This window comes from Halomonas kalidii (genome assembly GCF_030010475.1).
GTDB classification, from domain to species: Bacteria; Pseudomonadota; Gammaproteobacteria; order Pseudomonadales; family Halomonadaceae; genus Halomonas; species Halomonas heilongjiangensis.
The window spans coordinates 29,687-47,482 of the sequence record NZ_JASCQN010000010.1 but is presented as its reverse complement, the minus strand read 5'-3'; the positions used below and the strand labels follow the sequence as shown (position 1 = coordinate 47,482).

The following is a 17,796-nucleotide window of genomic DNA, read 5'->3' as shown; positions in this document are numbered from 1 at the left end:
TTCGATCGGTACCACGTTGGCCTATCTTAGCCAGATCACACTGGCCATCCGCCCGGTCTTGCCGTCGTCGCGGCGGTGGGAATAGAAGCGCGGCTCGCAGGCGGTGCAGAAGTGCCCGCCGCTGATGTGCGAGACGCCCAGCCGCTCAAGGCGCAGGCGCGCCAGCTTGTAGAGGTCGGCCATGTAGTGGCCGAGCCGGTAGGGGCTGGGTTCGAAGGCCTCGACCGTCTCGGGGTGCACGCCGACGAAGGCCCGCTGCACCTCGGGCCCGACCTCGAACTGGGCATTGGAAATGGCCGGACCGAGCCACGCCAGCACCTCCTCCGGCGGCACGCCGAGGGCGGCCACCGAGGCCTCGAGCACGCCGCCGGCCAACCCGCGCCAGCCGGCATGGGCCACCCCCACCCGCTGCCCGCGGCGATCACAGAAGAACACCGGCAGGCAGTCGGCGGTGAGCACCACGCAGGCGTGCCCCTGGTCGATGGCCACCGCGGCATCGGCCTCGGGCGGTTCAGCCGAGTAGTGTTGCTGGACCCGGGCGCCATGGACCTGGTTCAACCACAGCAGTGGCCGCTCGTCCTTGAGCTCCTTCTGCAGCAGGCGTCGGCACAGGGCCACATGCGCCTCGTTGTCGCCGACATGCCCGGCCGGATTGAAGGCGGCGAAGTCGTCCTGACTGGGGCCGGTCTCCCGGGTGGTGACGAAGGCCCCCACGGTGGCGGGGGCCGGCCAGTCGGGCAGGATCAGGGTCGGACGCAGGTCCGGGGCATCGCTCATTGCAGGGTCCTCAACGCATGGTCTCGACGTCGTCGCGGAGGTAGTCGAGCAGCAACAGGATGTCATCCGGCAGCGGCGCGCGGAAGGTCAGGGTCTCGCCGGAACCGGGGTGGACGAAGGCCAGCTTGCGGGCGTGCAGCGCCTGGCGGGGAAACTCGCGCAGCAGCGTCTTCAGCGCCTCGCCGGCGCCCCCCGGCAGCTTGAGCCGCCCACCGTAGACGGGGTCACCCACCAGCGGAAAGCGCAGATGCGCCAGGTGCACGCGAATCTGATGGGTGCGACCGGTCTCGAGCCGGCAGCGCACATGGGTATGGGCGCGAAAGCGCTCCACCACCCGGTAGTGGGTCACCGCCGGCTTGCCGGAGGCCGTCACCGCCTGGCGCTTGCGATCACGCGGGTGGCGACCGATGGGCGCGTCCAGGCTGCCGCCGGCGGTCATCACCCCCACCGAGACCGCATCATACTCCCGCGATACCGTGCGCGCCTGGAGCTGCTCCACGAGCGCGGTCTGCGCCGCCAGGGTCTTGGCCACCACCATCAAGCCGGTGGTGTCCTTGTCGAGCCGGTGCACGATGCCGGCCCGCGGCACGGCCGCCAGCGCCGGGCAGTGGTAGAGCAGCGCATTGAGCAGGGTGCCATCGGGGTTGCCCGCGGCCGGATGAACCACCAGCCCCGCCGGCTTGTCGATCACCAGCACCTCGTCGTCCTCGAAGACCACCTCCAGCGGGATCTCTTCGGGCTCGAAACGGGTATCGTCCTCGATCTCGGCCAGCAGTTGCAGCCGCTCGCCACCGTAGACCTTGTCCCTGGGCCTGGCGGGGCTGCCGTCGACGGTCAGGGCGCCGTTCTTGATCCAGCCCTTGAGACGCTCCCGTGAAAAATCGGTGAACAGTTCGGCAGCGGCCTGGTCTAGACGCAGGCCGGCCATGCCATCGGGAACGCGTTGCTGTGCTTCCAGGGTCTGGGACATGAGCGAGAGAGAGGCCCGTATGCAGATGGCGGAAAGGATTCGGCGGCGGCGCCTGTCGCGCAGGATGACTGCGTTTTGCCGCGCGGTGCTTTATAGTGAGCGAGTTTGCGGCCGATTCTAGCACGGCCAATCCGGGTTGTTTGATACGAGGATCACGATGCGCGTTTTCACCACCCCTGCCCGCCTGGCCTCCCTGCTGCTGGCCACGGCCCTGCTGGCCGGCTGCGCCAGCAATGGTTCCCAGGATGAAGAGGAAGACGAGTTTGCCGGCGTCGCCGAGCGCGAGCTCTACGAAGAGGCCCGTGAATCCCTGGATCGCGGCCGCTTCCCCTCGGCGATCACCCGGCTGGAGGCCATCGATACCCGCTTCCCGTTCGGCAACCACGCCGAGCAGGCCCAGCTGGAGCTGATCTACGCCTATTACGAGACCAGCGACTGGGAGGCCACCCGCGCCGCCGCCAGCCGCTTCATCCGCCTGCACCCCAGCCACCCCCAGGCCGACTACGCCCTCTACATGCGCGGCCTGGCCGCCTGGCAGGCCGGACGCTTCAGCCTCGAACGGCTGCGCCTGATCGACATCTCCAAGCGTGACCTGGGGGCCTCGCGGGACGCCTATACCGACTTCCGCGAACTGGTCAACCTCTACCCCGACAGCGAGTACGCACCGGATGCCGAGCAGCGCATCGTCTACCTGCGCAACCTGATGGCCCGTCACGAGCTGCACGTGGCCGACTTCTACCTGCGCAAGGGCGCCTATCTCGCCGCCGTGGAGCGCGGCCGCTGGGTGGTCGAGAACTTCCCGGAAACCGAAGCCACCCGCGATGCCCTGGCGGTGATGGTGGAAGGCTACCTCGGCCTGGATATGCGCGACCGGGCCCGTGAGGTGCTGACCGTGCTGCTCGAGAACGCGCCACGCCACAAACAGCTGCGCGGGCGCACCTTCGCGCCGAAGCATGTCAGGGCGCAGTCGCTCTCGGCCTGACGCCCGCCCAGACGTAAAAAAACCGGCGCTGCCATCGCAGCGCCGGTTTTTTTCTGCAAGCTTACGGCTTCAGGCTTCCAGCTCTCACTCCCCCGGCTGCCAGCCGTTGACGATGGGGTAACGGCGGTCGCGGCCGAAGCCGCGCGGGGTGACACGCACGCCCACCGGGGCCTGGCGGCGCTTGTATTCGCAGCGGTCGACCAGCCTGACCACCTTGTAGACGTCGTCGCGCTCGAAGCCGGCCTCGATGATCGCCTCGGCACTCATGTCGCCCTCGATGTAGCGCACCAGGATGGCGTCGAGCACGTCGTAATCGGGCAGCGAATCGCTGTCTTGCTGGTCCGGTGCCAGTTCGGCGGAGGGCGGCCGCTCGATGACCCGCTGAGGAATGGCCGGCGACTGGGTGTTGCGCCAGCGGGCCAGGCGGTACACCCAGGTCTTGTAGACATCCTTGATGGCGTTGTAGCCGCCCACCATGTCGCCGTAGAGCGTCGCGTAGCCCACCGCCATCTCGCTCTTGTTGCCGGTGGTGAGCACCATCAGGCCCTTCTTGTTGGAGATCGCCATCAGCAGCACGCCGCGACAGCGCGACTGCAGGTTCTCCTCGGTGGTGTCGCGCTCGGTGCCGGCAAAGCTCTCGGCGAGGGTCTCCATGAACGCCTCGACCATCGGCTCGATGGGCAGCACCTCATAGCCGACGCCGAGCAGCTTCGCCTGTTCGGCGGCGTCTTCCTTCGAGATGTCCGCCGTGTAGCGATAGGGCATCATCACCGCCTGCACGCGCTGCGGGCCCAGGGCATCCACGGCAATGGCCAGCGACAGGGCCGAGTCGATGCCGCCGGAAAGCCCCAGCACCACGCCCTCGAAGCCGCTCTTGTTGACGTAGTCGCGCAGCCCCGTGACCAGCGCGCAGTAGAGGTTCTCTTCCGGCGCCACTTCCGGGTCGGTCTCGCCCGGTTGAGGCACCCACTCCCCCTGCTGAAGCACGAACTGCACCGGCATCAGCCCGACCGCCCAGTGGGGTGCCTGCACGCACAGCTTGCCCCTGGCATCCACGCAGGCCGACCCCCCATCGAACACCAGCTCGTCCTGGCCACCGATCATGTTGACGTAGACCAGCGGTCGCGCCGCCTCGGCGGCACGCTCCTTGAGCAGGCGCAGGCGCTCCTCGGGCTTGTCCTGATGGAAAGGCGAGGCGTTGAGACTGATCAGGATATCGGCACCGGCATCGCGGGCCTGGCGCACCGGCGCCTCGTCCCAGATGTCCTCGCAGATCAGGAGCCCCAGCTTCGCCCCCTTGTGGTCGATCACCAGCGGCTGGGTGCCCGCGGCGAAGTAGCGCTGCTCGTCGAACACCTGGTAGTTGGGCAGCGCCTGCTTGGCATACTCGCCGAGCCATTCGCCGTTGTAGAGCGCGCCGGCCAGGTTCCAGAGGTGTCCCTCGCGGCGACCGGGGTAGCCGACGATCACCAGCACATCACGCACCACCTTCTCGGCCATGCGGGTGCGGGCATGGCGCAGGCGGCTCTCCATGGCGGGTCGCAGCAGCAGGTCTTCCGGCGGATAGCCGGTCAGGAACAGCTCGGGCAGCACCACGATGTCGGCACCATGCTCGATGCGGGCCTCGCGCACCGCCTCGATGGCACGGTCGGTATTGCCGGGAATGTCCCCGACCAGCGGGTCCAGCTGAGCCATCACCAGCGTCAGGTCTTGCATGGGCGTAGAAATCTCTCGAGAATCCGTGGGTACCCTCATTGTCCCGCAAGGGCGGCCAAGTGGCAAAGACGGCCGCCCTTCATCAGGGAGTCTCACAAAGGATGAACCTGTTGCTCATTCGCCTGATCATTTTCGCCGTGCTGTTCTTCGCCGGCCTCAAGCTCTACCGCATGTACCGGGAGTGGAAGCTCGAACGCCAGGAACTGCTCGAGGATGACGAACGGCAGGAGGGCAACCAGATGGTGCGCTGTACCTGGTGCAAGGTCCATGTGCCGGAGAACGAGGCGCTGCGCGAGAAGGAGGAGTGGTTCTGCTGCAGCGCCCATCGTGACAAGTATCTGGAAGAGCAGAAGTCCGAGTAGCGTTATCGCGCCACACGATAGGGAGCCGGATCGAGAATCGGCTCGCGCCCCAGCAGCAGATCCACCAGCACCCGGGTCGAGGCCGGGGCCAGCACCAGGCCGTTGCGGTAGTGCCCGGCGTTCACGCTCAGGTTATCCACCCCCGGTACCGTGCCGATGAAGGGCACGCCATCCGGCGAACCGGGACGCAGCCCCGCCCAGTGGTGCTCCACCTCGCAGTCGGCCAGCGCCGGGATGATCGTCACCGCGCTCTGCCAGAGGGATTCCCGGGCCTCGTTCGTCGTGCTCTTGTCGAAGCCGCACTCTTCCAGGGTGGAGCCGGCCAGCACCCGGCCATCGGCCCGGGGAATCACGTAGCGCCCGTCCATCAACACCACCCGCTTCACCAGACCCGGCGGCGCCTTGAACAGGATCATCTGCCCCTTCACCGGCCGCACCGGCAGCCGGACATCGACCCGCTCGAGCAGGCCCGCCGCCCAGGCACCACCACAGACGATCACCTGCCCCCCCGAGACCGCCCCGGAAGCGGTACGCACCGCGCTGATCCGCCGGCCGGCCCGCTCGAAACCGGTGACCTCGCACTGCTCGCGCAGGGTGACCCGGGGCATGGCAGCCAGCCGAGCGCGCAGCGCCTGCACCAGCCGCGGGTTGCGAATGCTGCCCAGGGTCGGCATCCACAGCGCCTCGGCAAGCCCCGGGGCCGCCTGCGGTTCCTTGGCGTAGAGGAAGTCCGCATCGACCCGCTCGAGCGGCTTGCCCACATCCCGCGCCCAGGCCATGGCGTGCGCTTCGTCATCGACCCGCAGGTAGAGCAGCCCCTTCTGGCGGTACTCCGGATCGATGCCGGTCTCCTCCAGCAGACGCAGCGCCAGCTCGGGGTAGCTGCCCTCCGACCAGGTGGAGAGCCGCGAGATCGGCGTGCTGTAGCGCCAGGGATAGAGCGGCGAGACGATGCCGCCGCCGGCCCAGGAGGCCTCGCGACCGCAGTCGCCACGTTCGAGCAGGGTCACCGAATGGCCGGCATCGGCCAGTTGCAGCGTCGTCATCATGCCGATGACGCCGCCACCCACGACAAGGAATTCACTCACAGGCATTGTCCGAAATGGCTTACAGAGAGGCGCGGTGGCTTGGCTAGGGTGAAGTGACCACCCCAGGGAAGGAGGGAGCCATGCGCCCCGTCACCGCGCGCGCCTTGTACCTTACCGGCAAGCGAGAGCCGCTGGCAAAGCACCGCCAGCGCGGCCTGACGCTGATCGAGCTGGTCGTCGCCATCGCCGTGCTCGTCATCCTGGTCACCTGGGCCATCCCGGGCTTCCAGAACTTCACCGCCCGCAACGAGGTCGCCGCCGAGGTCCTGCGCCTCAAGACCGCCCTGGCCATGGCGCGCAACACCGCCATCACGCGGAGAACGGCCATTTCGATCTGTGCCAGCCCGGGGCCAGCCTACGACACCTGTACATTCGACAACTGGGGGCACGACTGGGTCATCGTCGACGGCGAGGTGACGGAAGGCGTCCTGGCGGGAAACACCGTCCTCAGCGTGCTGGAAGCCTCAGATCAGGTCGAGGTCAGCTTCAACAGGGATGACCGCCCGATACGGTTCTCCGCCATGGGCTGGTCACAAGGTTACAACGGCACTTTCAATGTGTGCGGAAAACATGGTGCAAGCACATCACTTGTACTAAACAATGCTGGAAGGGTTCGCGCAACAGCCGCTCCCCCCAGTTGCTAATACCTAACCGAAACCATTAATCAACAACCTCTCGCCAGCTGCTGACGTAGTAAGAACTGTGAGTGCTAACATTCTGGGTATTCCACATTGTTTCGGCAGAAGTCCCCGAAAGCAACTCGAAGGCATCATCCAGTGCTTCACCATCATAAGCATAGTCGGCATTACCGCCACCCGAAACGGTCACATTGGCACTATCATAAACCAGAGTCGAAGCACTCGAGTCGATAGGCGCCGCTATCATCGCTCCATTGATGCCACCATCACCACCACCACTCAGGCTATAGTTATTCCCGAGAACGATCACCAGCCCTTCGAAATAGGGGGTTCCGCTAACATCGAAATCGCCATTGACAACCAGCAGCCCTCTACCCGACCAATTACCGGACACAGTGAAGTCACCGTCTATATAAGTCAACTTAGCATCCGGAGAGCCATCTAGGGTGGTTGTACCATAAGTATCAACATCTGACGACGCAGAGAAGGTCCGCCCCGAGCCATCGGCAACACTCTTCACCTCAGTAATGAAGCTTTCAAACGCGACTGGATCCTGCAAAATGCTCTCACTAATCGAGTCAGAAATTCCACCAGAGTAATTATCCTCCCTATCACCAATCTCTGCCAAGACATCGTCCCTGTTGCCCGCAGTTGAAATAGCCGGGAGGTGGCCACCATCCCCTCCACTCGATATCTGCCCTTCGACGACAAAGGCATTTGAGTTTGCCGCATTGAATGCAGACAACGGCGTAGGAAGATTAATGGGTGATAAACCAAGAAATCCTGATGACAGGATGTATTCTATCACTACCTCTCTGACCACCCCACCTACACTCCCTTGCGCATTAATCGTCGCGATCCCTCCCCCCGAGCTCTTGCAGGCATCATAGCTGTATGACACAACTGCCTGGGTGTTACCAACGTTGCCTGAACCGCTTGTACAAGTACCATTTCCCAACGAAGCAAAGCTGACGGTATTCAGTGCTTCATCACCACCATACTCGGCAGCCATATAGGCGCTGGCAGCTGCTCTCCGGTTCCCCGAAGCTGACTCCTCGATCTGCGCCGATTGCATTCCTGACACCCCAACCATCAAGGCCGCAGTCACCAGCACTAGGCTGACTATTAGAGCGGAACCTCGCTGCCGTTTTTTCATACCGCCTCCTGTGCTACAAACTCACATTGTTCAGTTGAGGCTTTCTATGACCTTTTTTCGATTCGTCACGACATAACTCACATCGGCTGTCGTAGAACTCTCACCGGACATCAAAGAAAATCCGATATCAACCTCAATATAGGGCGAGCCTCCCGAAGTGACATCTCCGCGAAACTCCAGCGACCTCACTCCTTCTATGACCTCGACCCCTCCCGTTGGGTAAAGATCATACTCTGACGCCGAAGAACACTTTACCTGCACTCTCAACGAATCATCATCTGTCGGCTTGAAGTATTCCACCCCCACGAGCTGGTCTCCACCACAATAGGGATCATAACCAGACGAGGACTCATCAAACTCGATAAGCAGATTCGCAGAACTTGACACTCGACTACCTCCAGAAACAGGAGCCACTTGGCCATTGGCAATGCGAATTTCTCGAAAAAGCGTTTCGGCAACATAGTCAAGATTGCTCTGTCGCCACGTCAGCTCTTCTACACGGTTTAGTGCCAGCCTCCCTGACACGAACAATTGAGTTGCCCCCAGTATCACAAGAAGCCCTATCACCAATGCCACCATCAACTCGACGAGCGTAAAGCCTCGCTGCTTTTCCCGCCCCCGACTAAGAGCCTTCATGACACATCTCCAGGCAAGCGAATTACATACACTAGATTCGACACATTCTCTCCACCGAATCTGTCATCTTGCCATTCGACGGTTATGGTATAGGTACAATCATTCTTTGAAATAGTGCTGCCATCATGAACCAGCCCGGGAAGGAGCTGACTCCATTCACCATACCAAGCCACCGACCATGCATCACCGGTATTCGTTGTCGGACAAACAGGTGGGTTATTGGCCAATTCCGCCCATAGCCTTTCTCCCGCATCCTGAGCCGCCAAGGTGGCAATTGAACGCTGATAGGATACATGAGCTGCCTGCATGGATTTAACTTGCATCGCAGCAACCCCCAGAAAACCAAAACTGAGTACCAAGAGGGCCACCAGCACCTCAAGCAAAGTAAAACCATTCATCGACCTATTATTCATAATCAGTCGCCAATCGAGTATATGTGAAACGCTTACTTTGCCACCCTTCCCGTCACATTAATTTCTATAACACCTGTTAGCGAAGCACTGCTGACAGTCACAGTGCAGCCCTCCTCCCAGCCACTACAACTATCACGCCGCCCGAGACTATTGAAAGAAACGGAGCCTGACGGAACACTCACGTCACCATCTTCCCCCTCCCTCACCATGAGCTCGTTGGCAGGCGAGGCGGAGTCAGTCACCACAAGCCTCCAGGTTCCATCGGCCTGAGAAATGGTCGCGGTAACGTTCTCACGACGCTTGATGGCCTCGCTTCGAGCATAATAGAAACCAGAAAGCACCTCGTTATACTCGATGGCGAATTGATTCCGCTCCAACAGACCCCGAAAATTAGGCACGGCCACGGTCGCCAGGATTACTGCCACGGCAAGTGTCACCAACAACTCAACCAGAGTGAAGCCGGCACGTTTTTTATCATTACCAGCAGTCGGTTCCACCTGCCCCCCTCACGCCTTGGTGGTTCAGCGTAAAGTTGCCACAAGCATCCCCAGACTGGGCTCCCTGTGGGGCGGCTTGCAATGTGAATGTCGATGCCGTCAACGTCGTAGCCGTGATTTCATAAAATTCCTCTTCCGAGTCAACGGGAAAAGTGACGCAGTCCGTGTAGTCACTGGATACCGTGTAGCACCGCTCGAGCTGTCCGGCGACGCTGGTCAACGTCGACATGGCATCGGTTCGCCGCGCCTCCTGCACATACCTTGTGTAACTGGGATAGGCGATCGCGGCGAGAATCCCGATCACGGCTACCGCAATCATCAGTTCGATGAGCGTGAAGCCGGCGGCTCGCCGGGTGGTGCCTGAAGGGCCCTGGGGCCTGCGTCGGGTGCTCTGCTCGGTCACGCGGCGCGTCTCCATGGTGTCGTTACATTTGGTTTCAGTATGTATCAAGAAACTCATTCTCGATAGGGCACGGGACCAAAAAAGCCGGGCCTGAGCCCGGCTTTCCTGCCTTGCGGTTCTTGCGGCTCCAGCGACAGCCGGTTAGCAGCCACTCGCCCTGCAGTCTAGTCGCTGGCGATCACCCGCTCACGCAGCTCCCGCGGCATCGAGAAGGTGATGGTCTCGGCGCGACCATCGAGTTCCTGCGGGGCCGCGGCGCCGAGCGCCTGCAGCCGCTCGATCACTCCCTGCACCAACACTTCGGGGGCACTGGCCCCGGCGGTCACGCCCACGGCCTTCACCCCGTCCAGCCAGGCGGCATCGATCTGCTCGGCGCTGTCGATCAGGTAGGCCGGGGTGCCGACCCGCTCGGAGAGCTCGCGCAGCCGGTTGGAGTTGGAGCTGTTGGGGCTGCCCACCACCAGCACCAGGTCGCTGCCGGCGGCCAGTTCCCGCACCGCATCCTGACGATTCTGGGTGGCGTAGCAGATATCGTCATTGCGCGGCCCCTGGATCTCGGGAAACCTGGCGCGCAACGCCTCGATCACCCGGGCGGTGTCATCCATGGACAGGGTGGTCTGGGTGACGAAGGCGAGTCGACTCGCCTCCCTGACCTCGAGCCGTTCGACGTCGGACTCGTCCTCCACGAGATAGATGCGGCCGCCATGGGAAGTGTCGTAGCGCCCCATGGTGCCCTCCACCTCGGGATGGCCCTCGTGGCCGATCAGGATGCACTCCTGGCCACGCCGGGCGTAGCGCAGCACTTCCATGTGCACCTTGGTGACCAGCGGGCAGGTCGCGTCGAAGACACGCAGCCCGCGGCGGTCGGCCTCTTCCTGCACCGCACGCGAGACGCCGTGGGCGGAGAAGATCACGATGACGTCGTCGGGCACCTCGTGGAGTTCCTCGACGAACACCGCGCCGCGCTGGCGCAGGGTATCGACCACGAAGCGGTTGTGGACCACCTCGTGGCGCACGTAGATCGGCGGGCCGAAGACATCGAGGGCGCGGTTGACGATCTCGATGGCGCGGTCGACGCCGGCGCAGAAGCCGCGCGGGTTGGCCAGCCTGATCTGCAAAGAATTAGCTTGCATGGTTGCCTTGCCTTGATGCTCAACGCACCGGTAACGAATTGCGGGCGCCGGGGTGGGCCCCTATGGGGTCAGACCGCCGGATCATCATGTCTGTCGCAGTGCCACTTACCCAGCCTGACCGACTCCGCCGGGGTCTGACCCCAACGCCGCGGTGCCCTCAATGGGTGGTGGCGGGCTTCACGTCGATCACTTCCACCTCGAAGGTCAGGGTACGCCCCGCCAGCGGATGATTGAAGTCCACTTCCACCTGGTCGTCGTCGATGCGGGTGATCACGCCGGGCAGTTCGCCGCCGGCGGCATCGGCGAATGACATCACCATCCCCACTTCCGGCTCATCGCTCTCGAAGTCGTCGCGCTTGAGCAGTTGGATGTTCTGCGGATTGTGCTGGCCGAAGGCGTGCTCCGGGGTGATCTCGAAGCTGCCGGTGTCGCCGTCGGCCAGCCCCTTGAGCGGCGCCTCGAAGCCCGGCGGCAGGTTGCCGTCGCCGACCTGGAAGGTGGCGGGCGCCTTGTCGCGGGTGGAGTCCACCACGGTGCCGTCTTCCAGCTTGAGGGTGAAGTGCAGGGTCACTTCCATGCCCTCGTCGATACGATGCCCCTGTGACTGTTGGTCGCTCATTGCGTTCTCTCGAAACTCGCGGGTTGCCGCCTGGCCCATCGCCATGGGACGCCGCAACCGTGAATGAATTCGCTCAGCGGGGCGTGTCGTGGCCGCCGCTAGCCCTGGCGCCGCCGTGCCCGGCGCCGCTCGCCGAGGGTGGACTCCCAGATCAGCCCGATGGCCCCCAGGGTGATGCCGATGTCCGCCACGTTGAAGGCCGGGTAGTACCAGCCGGCGACGTGGAAGGAGAGGAAGTCGACCACATAGCCGTGTACCAGTCGATCGTAGAGGTTGCCCAGGGCACCACCGATGATCAGCGCCAGCGACACGGCGAGCAGTTTCTCGTCGGCCTTGAGCCGCGTCATCCAGATCGTCAGGCCGATGCTGGCCCCCACCGCGATCACGGCGAAGAACCAGCGCTGCCAGCCGGGGTGGCCGGCCAGGAAGCTGAAGGCCGCACCGGTGTTGTGCAGCAGCGTCAGGTTGAAGAACGGCAGCACTTCCACCGGCTGGGCATAGCTCAGCAGGCCGGCGGCCAGCGCCTTGGTGCCCAGGTCGAGCACGATCACCGCCGCGGCCAGCCACAGCCAGCGCAGCGGGCGGCGCAGGGGTTCCACCTGGGTATCCTTCCGGGGCTCTCGCTTGCCGCTCACGCTCAGTTCGCCTCTCTCGGCCATCTCATCGACTCATGCAAAATGTCGGGTTTCACCGGGACCATCCGGCAGGTTGCTGATGCAGCGCCCGCACAGATCGGGGTGCTCGCCGTGCGACCCCACATCCTCGCGATGGTGCCAGCAGCGCTCGCACTTCTTGTGTGCGCTCGCCGCCACGGCCACCTTCAGGCCGTCGAGGTCGGTGGCTTCGGCGGCCTGGCCGTCGGCGAGCGGTGCCAGGTGCACCTCGCTGGTCAGCATCACGAAGCGCAGTTCGTCGCCCAGCTTGGTCAGGGTCGCCCGCAGCTCGTCGTCGACGAACAGCGTCACCTCGGCGGCCAGGCTGCCCTTGATGGTCTTGGCGTTGCGGGCGTCTTCCAGGCACTTGTTCACCGCCTGCTTGACCTCGAGCACCTGCTCCCAGAAGTCGCGCCCCATCTCGGCACCGTCCGCCAGGGTCGAGAGTCCGCCATAGTAGCTCTCGAGCAGCACGCTGTCGCCGCGCTTGCCGGGGATGTTCTCGAAGATCTCCTCGGCGGTGAACGACAGGATCGGCGCCACCCAGCGCGACAGCGCTTCCACCACCTGGTAGAGCGCGGTCTGGGCACTGCGGCGCGCCACCGACTCGGCCTGGGTGGTGTACTGGCGATCCTTGATCACGTCCAGGTAGAAGCCACCCAGCTCGCGGGCACAGAAGCCATGCACCTGCTGGTAGACATCGAGGAAGCGATACTCCTCATAGGCGCGCTCGATGCGCGCCTGGAGCTGGGCGGCGCGGTCGACCACCCACTGGTCCAGCACCAGCATGTCGTCGAAGGCCAGGGCGTCGCGCTCGGGCTCGAAGCCGTTGAGGTTGGCGAGCAGGAAGCGCGCGGTGTTGCGGATGCGACGGTAGACGTCGGCGGTGCGCTTGAGGATCTCGTCGGAGACCGCCATCTCGCCGGCGTAGTCGGTGGAGGCGACCCACAGGCGCAGGATATCGGCGCCGAGCTTGTCCATCACCTCCTGGGGCGCCACCACGTTGCCCACCGACTTGGACATCTTGCGGCCATGGGCATCCACGGTGAAGCCGTGGGTCAGCAGGCCGCGATACGGCGGATGGCCGTCGATGGCGCAGCCGGTCAGCAGCGAGGAGTGGAACCAGCCGCGGTGCTGGTCGGAGCCCTCCAGGTAGAGGTCGGCCCGCGGCCCCTGGTCGTGGCCGTGGGGGTGGGAGCCGCGCAGCACGTGGCGGTGGGTGGTGCCGGAGTCGAACCAGACGTCCAGGGTGTCGGTGACCTTGTCGTAGTCGGCGGCCTCCTCGCCCAGCAGCTCGGCCGGGTCGAGACGGAACCAGGCGTCGATGCCCTCGACCTCGACGCGCTGGGCGGCCAGCTCCATCAGCTCGACGGTGCGCGGATGCAGCTCGCCGGTGGCCTTGTGCAGGAAGAAGGGGATCGGCACGCCCCAGTTGCGCTGGCGCGAGATGCACCAGTCCGGGCGGTTGGCGATCATGGCGTGCAGCCGCGCCTGGCCCCAGGCCGGGGTGAAGCGGGTCGCCTCGATGCCCTCCAGCGCCTTTTCACGCAGGGTCTTGCCGTCCTTGCCCTCGATGTCCATGCCCACGAACCACTGGGCGGTGGCCCGGTAGATCACCGGGGTCTTGTGGCGCCAGCAGTGCATGTAGCTGTGGGTGATGGTCTTGTGGGCCAGCAGCGCCCCGACCTCGGCGAGCTTCTCGACGATCCGCGGGTTGGCCTTCCAGATCAGCTGGCCGCCGAAGTACGGGAGGTCGTCGGCGTAGACACCATCGCCCTGCACCGGGCTCTTGATCTCGCTGAAGTCCATGCCGTGGGCGCGGCAGGTGACGAAGTCGTCGACGCCGTAGGCCGGGGCCGAGTGGACGATGCCGGTGCTGCCGACCTCGGACTCGACGTAGTCGGCCAGGTAGACCGGCGACAGGCGATCGTAGAGGGGGTGGCGGAAGGTGACGCCGTCGAGCCGCTCGCCGGTGGCGGTGGCGATGATCTCGCCCTCGAGCTCGAAGCGCTCGAGGCACGACTCCACCAGCTCCTCGGCCAGCACCAGCAGCCGTTCGCCGGCATCGACCAGGGCGTAGGTGAACTCGGGGTGGACGTTCAGCGCCTGGTTGGCCGGCACGGTCCAGGGGGTGGTGGTCCAGATGACGATGGCGGCGGGCTTGGGCAGCGCCTCCAGGCCGAAGGCGGCGGCCAGCCCGGCCTCATCGGCGGCCGGGAAGGCCACGTCGATGGCATCGGACTGCTTGTCGGCGTACTCCACCTCGGCCTCGGCCAGGGCCGAGCCGCAGTCGAAGCACCAGTTGACCGGCTTGAGGCCCTTGAAGACGAAGCCCGCCTCGACCATGTCGGCGAGCGCACGGATCTCGCCGGCCTCGTTGGCGAAGTCCATGGAGCGGTAGGGGTTGCCCCAGTCGCCGACCACCCCCAGGCGCACGAAGTCACTCAACTGCGCCTGGATCTGCTCACCGGCGTACTCGCGGCACAGCGCGCGGGCGCGCTCGGGGGCGAGGTGCTTGCCATGGGTGGTCTCCACCTTGTGCTCGATGGGCAGGCCGTGGCAGTCCCAGCCCGGCACGTAGGGGGCATCGAGGCCGGCCAGGTTCTTCGACTTGACGATGATGTCCTTGAGGATCTTGTTGACGGCGTGACCGATATGGATGCTGCCGTTGGCGTAGGGAGGACCGTCGTGCAGCACGAACAGCTCCCGTCCCCGGCGCTCCTCGCGCAGGCGATGGTAGAGATCCAGCTTGTCCCACTGGGCCAGCCGTTCGGGCTCACGCTTGGGCAGCATGCCGCGCATGGGAAAGTCGGTTTCTGGCAGGTTCAGAGTGTGCTTGTAGTCGCTCATATCCTGGGGGTCAGCCGTCGTCGTGGTCGGCGGGCAGGCCCGCCGAGGAATCGGAAATCACGGCCTCGCGCGCCAAGGGCGCCGATGCCAGAGGAAGGGTGTCGTCCGCCGCCTGCTCGCCGGCGGCAGCGTGTTCGAGAAAGTACCGCCGCGCACGCTGCAGGTCGGTGCCGATCTGATGCTTGAGGGCGTCGAAATCCGCGAACTTCACCTCGCCGCGCAGCTTGGCGCAGGGGAAGACCGTCAGTCGCTGGCCGTAGAGGTCGCCGTCGAAATCGAACAGGTGCACCTCCAGCACGGGTCGCTGACTCCCCAGGGTGGGACGCCAGCCGATGTTGCCCACGCCGGGCAGACGGCGGCCGTCGGGCAGCTCGCCGATCACCGCATAGACGCCCTGCAGCGCCAGCGGCCGGGGCGGCTGGGGCAGGTTGGCGGTGGGCACGCCGATGGTGCGGCCGAGCTGCTGGTCGGGCACCACCCGGCCGCCCAGGCGGTAGGGGCGCCCCAGCATGCGCGCCGCGCCGCTGAAGTTGCCGCTGGCCAGCAGGGTGCGCACCCGGCTGCTGGAGACCCGCTCGTCGTCGAGGGTGAAGGTGCGGGTATGCTCGACGCTGAAGCCCCGCGCCTCGCCCACCTCGGTGAGCAGGTGGAAGTCGCCGCGACGGTCGCAGCCGAAGCGGAAGTCGTCGCCCACCACCAGGTGGCGCACGCCCAGGCCGTCGATCAGCACCCGGTCGATGAATTCCTCGGCGGTCAGGCTGCGCAGGGCGTCGTTGAACGGCAGGCAGAGGATGCGCTCGACGCCGGCCTCGACCAGCAGGCGCACCTTCTCGCGCAAGCGGGTCAGCCGCGGCGGGGCCTGGTCACCGGCGAAGAACTCGCGGGGCTGGGGCTCGAAGACCACCACCGTCACCGGCAGGCCGAGCACGGCGGCCTGCTCGCGGCACTGGTCGAGGATCGCCTGGTGGCCGCGGTGCACCCCATCGAAGTTGCCGATGGTGGCCACGCAGCCGCGGTGTTCCTCGCGCAGATTGTGCAGTCCTCGAATCACTCGCATGGGAATCGCCACGGGCCCCGTAGAGGTTGGAACATGTAAAGTGCAGGATTATACCGGACAGCCGGCCCCTTGACAGCCGCGGCCGGTTGGTCTTTGCTCCGGGCCGACCTAAGGCACCACGGGATAACCATTGGCATCCAGCGCCATGCCCTCGAAACCGAACCCGTAGGGGCCGAGGGCCCCGACCTCCAGGCGCCAGCGATTGTCGCGGCCGAAACGCACGGCCTGCATCATGCCGGCCAGGTCCAGGCGCCAGGCCCCGCCCTCGCGAACGAAGAAGTACGGCGGGCAGCGGCGCTCGGCCAGGGGGGCGAGCAGCACCACGCGACGGGCGTCGGCGGCGATCAGCTCCCGGGCGACCGGACAGCCCGCCAGGCTGCGTGCCATGTTGTCCATCTGCGCCGGGGTCATCACCCAGTCGGCCAGCATGCGTCGCGTCTCGCGGCCGTAGATCACCAGCTCGGGGTTGTCGTTGCGCTGCTGCATGGCGCGGCGATAGGCCGCCAGCACATCGTGCGGTGTGGCACCGTCGCCGATCGCCACCTGTGCCTCGTCGGCAGCCGTGGCCCCCTCCCCCAGGCGCGCCGGCATGCGTGCCCCGGCCCCCCCACTGCCCGCGAGGGCCGGGAGCACCTCGCCCTCGGCGGTCTCGGCCTGCGCCACGATCAGCTCCGTACTGGCCAGGATGCCGTCGGCGACCCGCCCCACGGCGAAGAACTCGGTCATCTGGCGCGCCTCGACATAAGCGACGAAGGCATCGACGAAGACCGCCTCCAGCCCATGCCCCACCTCGAGGCGCACCTCGTTGGCCGCCACGTCCAGCACCAGCAGCAGGCCCCGGCCGGCGTCCCCGCCCGCCCCCAGCTCGTGGCGCCGGAAATGATCGACGGCGAAGCGGTCCAGGTCGCCGAGCTCGCGCCCGATCACCACCCGGTAGTCGATGCCGTGGTCGGCCCGCAGCAGCGCATGGTAGTCACTCAGGCGCTCCCGCTCGGCGTCCGCCAGCAGCCCGACCCGATCCTCCACCAGCTCGGGGCCCCGCGGCCACCAGGGCGAGCCGAGCAGCACCAGCGCCGCCAGCCCCAGGAGCCCCCACCAGGCAAAGCGCCACCCCCACCCGGCCAGCAGCAGCGCCAGGATCAACAGCCCGGCGCCGACCACCGGCACGACGGCCACGGCTAGAACTCCACCGCGAAGGGCTCGGAGGCGGCGGGGCTCGCCTCGAAGTAGTCCCGCGACCGCAGCCCCATCGGCTCGGCGACCCAGCGGCCCACGAAACCGCGCAGGCCGGCGTTGTATTCGCGCACCGCCTCGTTGTAGCGCATGCGCGCCACATTGAGGCGATTCTCGCTGCCCTCGAGCTGGGCCTGGAAGCGCAGGAACTGGTCGCCGGAGCGCAGTTCGGGATGCTCGCCGGCTTGCCGCATCAGCCGGCCGAGGTCCTGGGACAGGGCCGCGTCCAGCCCGGCGATCCGCGAGGTCTCGATCTCGCGGGTCTTCTCCAGCGCCTCGCTCAACGCCTCGGCACGCTCACGGACCAGGCGCACCAGGGTCTCGCTCTCGTGCGTCATGTATTGCCGCAGGCTGCGCACCAGGTTGGGCACCAGGTCGGCGCGGCGCTGCAGGTTGCTCTCGACATCGGCCCAGGCCGCGTCGACGGCCTCTTCACCCGCCACCAGCCGATTGTGGGCCAGCCAGGGCACGCTGATCAGCCCCACCCCCAGCAGCACGATGATCAGCAGCCGCACGATCCCACCATCGATGCGGCGCTTCCCGTTCCCTGCGTCCATGCCGGCCCCTCCCGATCTTTGCGATGTACCATCCCATGATAGTAGCGCCGGTCGAC

The 17,796-nt window shown here is 65.5% G+C and carries 19 protein-coding genes; 3 read left to right on the top strand and 16 right to left on the bottom strand.

The annotated features are described in order from the left end of the window. Window positions 1-21: 21 nt before the first annotated feature. Both pgeF and rluD read right to left on the bottom strand, forming a co-directional pair. Window positions 22-777 (bottom strand): peptidoglycan editing factor PgeF, encoded by a 756-nt coding sequence (pgeF, locus tag QLQ85_RS01860; protein ID WP_282737436.1) that lies wholly within the window; start codon window positions 775-777, stop codon window positions 22-24. Between the two features lie 10 nt (window positions 778-787). After that, window positions 788-1,747, bottom strand: coding sequence for a 23S rRNA pseudouridine(1911/1915/1917) synthase RluD (rluD, locus tag QLQ85_RS01855; protein ID WP_282737435.1), 960 nt, complete (start codon window positions 1,745-1,747; stop codon window positions 788-790). Window positions 1,748-1,904: 157 nt separating this feature from the next. On the opposite strand from rluD, the gene QLQ85_RS01850 reads away from it, so the two are divergent. Beyond that, a complete protein-coding gene (locus QLQ85_RS01850) occupies window positions 1,905-2,729 on the top strand; it encodes an outer membrane protein assembly factor BamD (RefSeq protein ID WP_282737434.1) in 825 nt (274 codons plus the stop codon). An 84-nt stretch (window positions 2,730-2,813) separates the two neighbouring features. Here the strand turns inward: QLQ85_RS01850 and QLQ85_RS01845 are convergent, their stop codons facing one another. Beyond that, window positions 2,814-4,445: an NAD+ synthase gene (locus QLQ85_RS01845; RefSeq protein WP_282737433.1), complete on the bottom strand. Its 1,632-nt coding sequence runs from the start codon at window positions 4,443-4,445 to the stop codon at window positions 2,814-2,816. A 101-nt stretch (window positions 4,446-4,546) separates the two neighbouring features. On the opposite strand from QLQ85_RS01845, the gene QLQ85_RS01840 reads away from it, so the two are divergent. After that, on the top strand, window positions 4,547-4,807 hold the full coding sequence (locus tag QLQ85_RS01840) for a PP0621 family protein (RefSeq protein ID WP_102626699.1): 261 nt from the start codon (window positions 4,547-4,549) through the stop codon (window positions 4,805-4,807). Window positions 4,808-4,809: 2 nt separating this feature from the next. On the opposite strand, the gene thiO is transcribed toward QLQ85_RS01840, so the two are convergent. Next, window positions 4,810-5,895, bottom strand: a complete 1,086-nt coding sequence (gene thiO / locus QLQ85_RS01835; protein ID WP_282737432.1) for a glycine oxidase ThiO — start codon at window positions 5,893-5,895, stop codon at window positions 4,810-4,812. 80 nt (window positions 5,896-5,975) lie between these two features. On the opposite strand from thiO, the gene QLQ85_RS01830 reads away from it, so the two are divergent. Continuing rightward, window positions 5,976-6,539 (top strand): GspH/FimT family pseudopilin, encoded by a 564-nt coding sequence (locus QLQ85_RS01830; protein WP_282737431.1) that lies wholly within the window; start codon window positions 5,976-5,978, stop codon window positions 6,537-6,539. A 16-nt stretch (window positions 6,540-6,555) separates the two neighbouring features. Here QLQ85_RS01830 and QLQ85_RS01825 read toward each other — a convergent pair whose 3' ends face one another. The 12 genes from QLQ85_RS01825 to QLQ85_RS01770 form a co-directional block, all read right to left on the bottom strand. Next, window positions 6,556-7,689: a pilus assembly PilX family protein gene (locus QLQ85_RS01825; RefSeq protein ID WP_282737430.1), complete on the bottom strand. Its 1,134-nt coding sequence runs from the start codon at window positions 7,687-7,689 to the stop codon at window positions 6,556-6,558. Between the two features lie 30 nt (window positions 7,690-7,719). After that, on the bottom strand, window positions 7,720-8,325 hold the full coding sequence (locus tag QLQ85_RS01820; RefSeq protein ID WP_282737429.1) for a PilW family protein: 606 nt from the start codon (window positions 8,323-8,325) through the stop codon (window positions 7,720-7,722). Continuing rightward, window positions 8,322-8,723: a type IV pilus modification protein PilV gene (gene pilV / locus QLQ85_RS01815; RefSeq protein WP_282737428.1), complete on the bottom strand. Its 402-nt coding sequence runs from the start codon at window positions 8,721-8,723 to the stop codon at window positions 8,322-8,324. Before pilV ends, QLQ85_RS01820 begins: the two co-directional genes overlap by 4 nt. A gap of 47 nt (window positions 8,724-8,770) precedes the next feature. Then, window positions 8,771-9,235: a GspH/FimT family pseudopilin gene (locus tag QLQ85_RS01810; protein WP_282737427.1), complete on the bottom strand. Its 465-nt coding sequence runs from the start codon at window positions 9,233-9,235 to the stop codon at window positions 8,771-8,773. Beyond that, entirely contained in the window at window positions 9,216-9,638 is a 423-nt protein-coding gene (locus tag QLQ85_RS01805) for a type IV pilin protein (protein ID WP_282737426.1), read from the bottom strand. The genes QLQ85_RS01810 and QLQ85_RS01805 overlap by 20 nt, the downstream gene beginning before the upstream one ends. A 164-nt stretch (window positions 9,639-9,802) precedes the next feature. Next, window positions 9,803-10,771: a 4-hydroxy-3-methylbut-2-enyl diphosphate reductase gene (ispH, locus tag QLQ85_RS01800; protein ID WP_282737425.1), complete on the bottom strand. Its 969-nt coding sequence runs from the start codon at window positions 10,769-10,771 to the stop codon at window positions 9,803-9,805. Window positions 10,772-10,928: 157 nt separating this feature from the next. Further along, window positions 10,929-11,390, bottom strand: a complete 462-nt coding sequence (fkpB, locus tag QLQ85_RS01795; RefSeq protein ID WP_282720172.1) for an FKBP-type peptidyl-prolyl cis-trans isomerase — start codon at window positions 11,388-11,390, stop codon at window positions 10,929-10,931. 98 nt (window positions 11,391-11,488) lie between these two features. Then, the gene (gene lspA / locus QLQ85_RS01790) at window positions 11,489-12,049 is read right to left on the bottom strand and encodes a signal peptidase II (RefSeq protein WP_282737424.1); all 561 of its coding nucleotides are present in this window, start codon (window positions 12,047-12,049) and stop codon (window positions 11,489-11,491) included. A 9-nt stretch (window positions 12,050-12,058) separates the two neighbouring features. Continuing rightward, on the bottom strand, window positions 12,059-14,893 hold the full coding sequence (gene ileS, locus QLQ85_RS01785) for an isoleucine--tRNA ligase (protein WP_282737423.1): 2,835 nt from the start codon (window positions 14,891-14,893) through the stop codon (window positions 12,059-12,061). Between the two features lie 10 nt (window positions 14,894-14,903). Continuing rightward, entirely contained in the window at window positions 14,904-15,950 is a 1,047-nt protein-coding gene (gene ribF, locus QLQ85_RS01780; RefSeq protein ID WP_282737422.1) for a bifunctional riboflavin kinase/FAD synthetase, read from the bottom strand. 108 nt (window positions 15,951-16,058) lie between these two features. After that, window positions 16,059-17,126, bottom strand: a complete 1,068-nt coding sequence (locus tag QLQ85_RS01775) for a TPM domain-containing protein (protein WP_282737421.1) — start codon at window positions 17,124-17,126, stop codon at window positions 16,059-16,061. A 2-nt stretch (window positions 17,127-17,128) separates the two neighbouring features. Next, window positions 17,129-17,740 (bottom strand): LemA family protein, encoded by a 612-nt coding sequence (locus QLQ85_RS01770; RefSeq protein ID WP_282737420.1) that lies wholly within the window; start codon window positions 17,738-17,740, stop codon window positions 17,129-17,131. Between the last annotated feature and the right edge of the window lie 56 nt (window positions 17,741-17,796).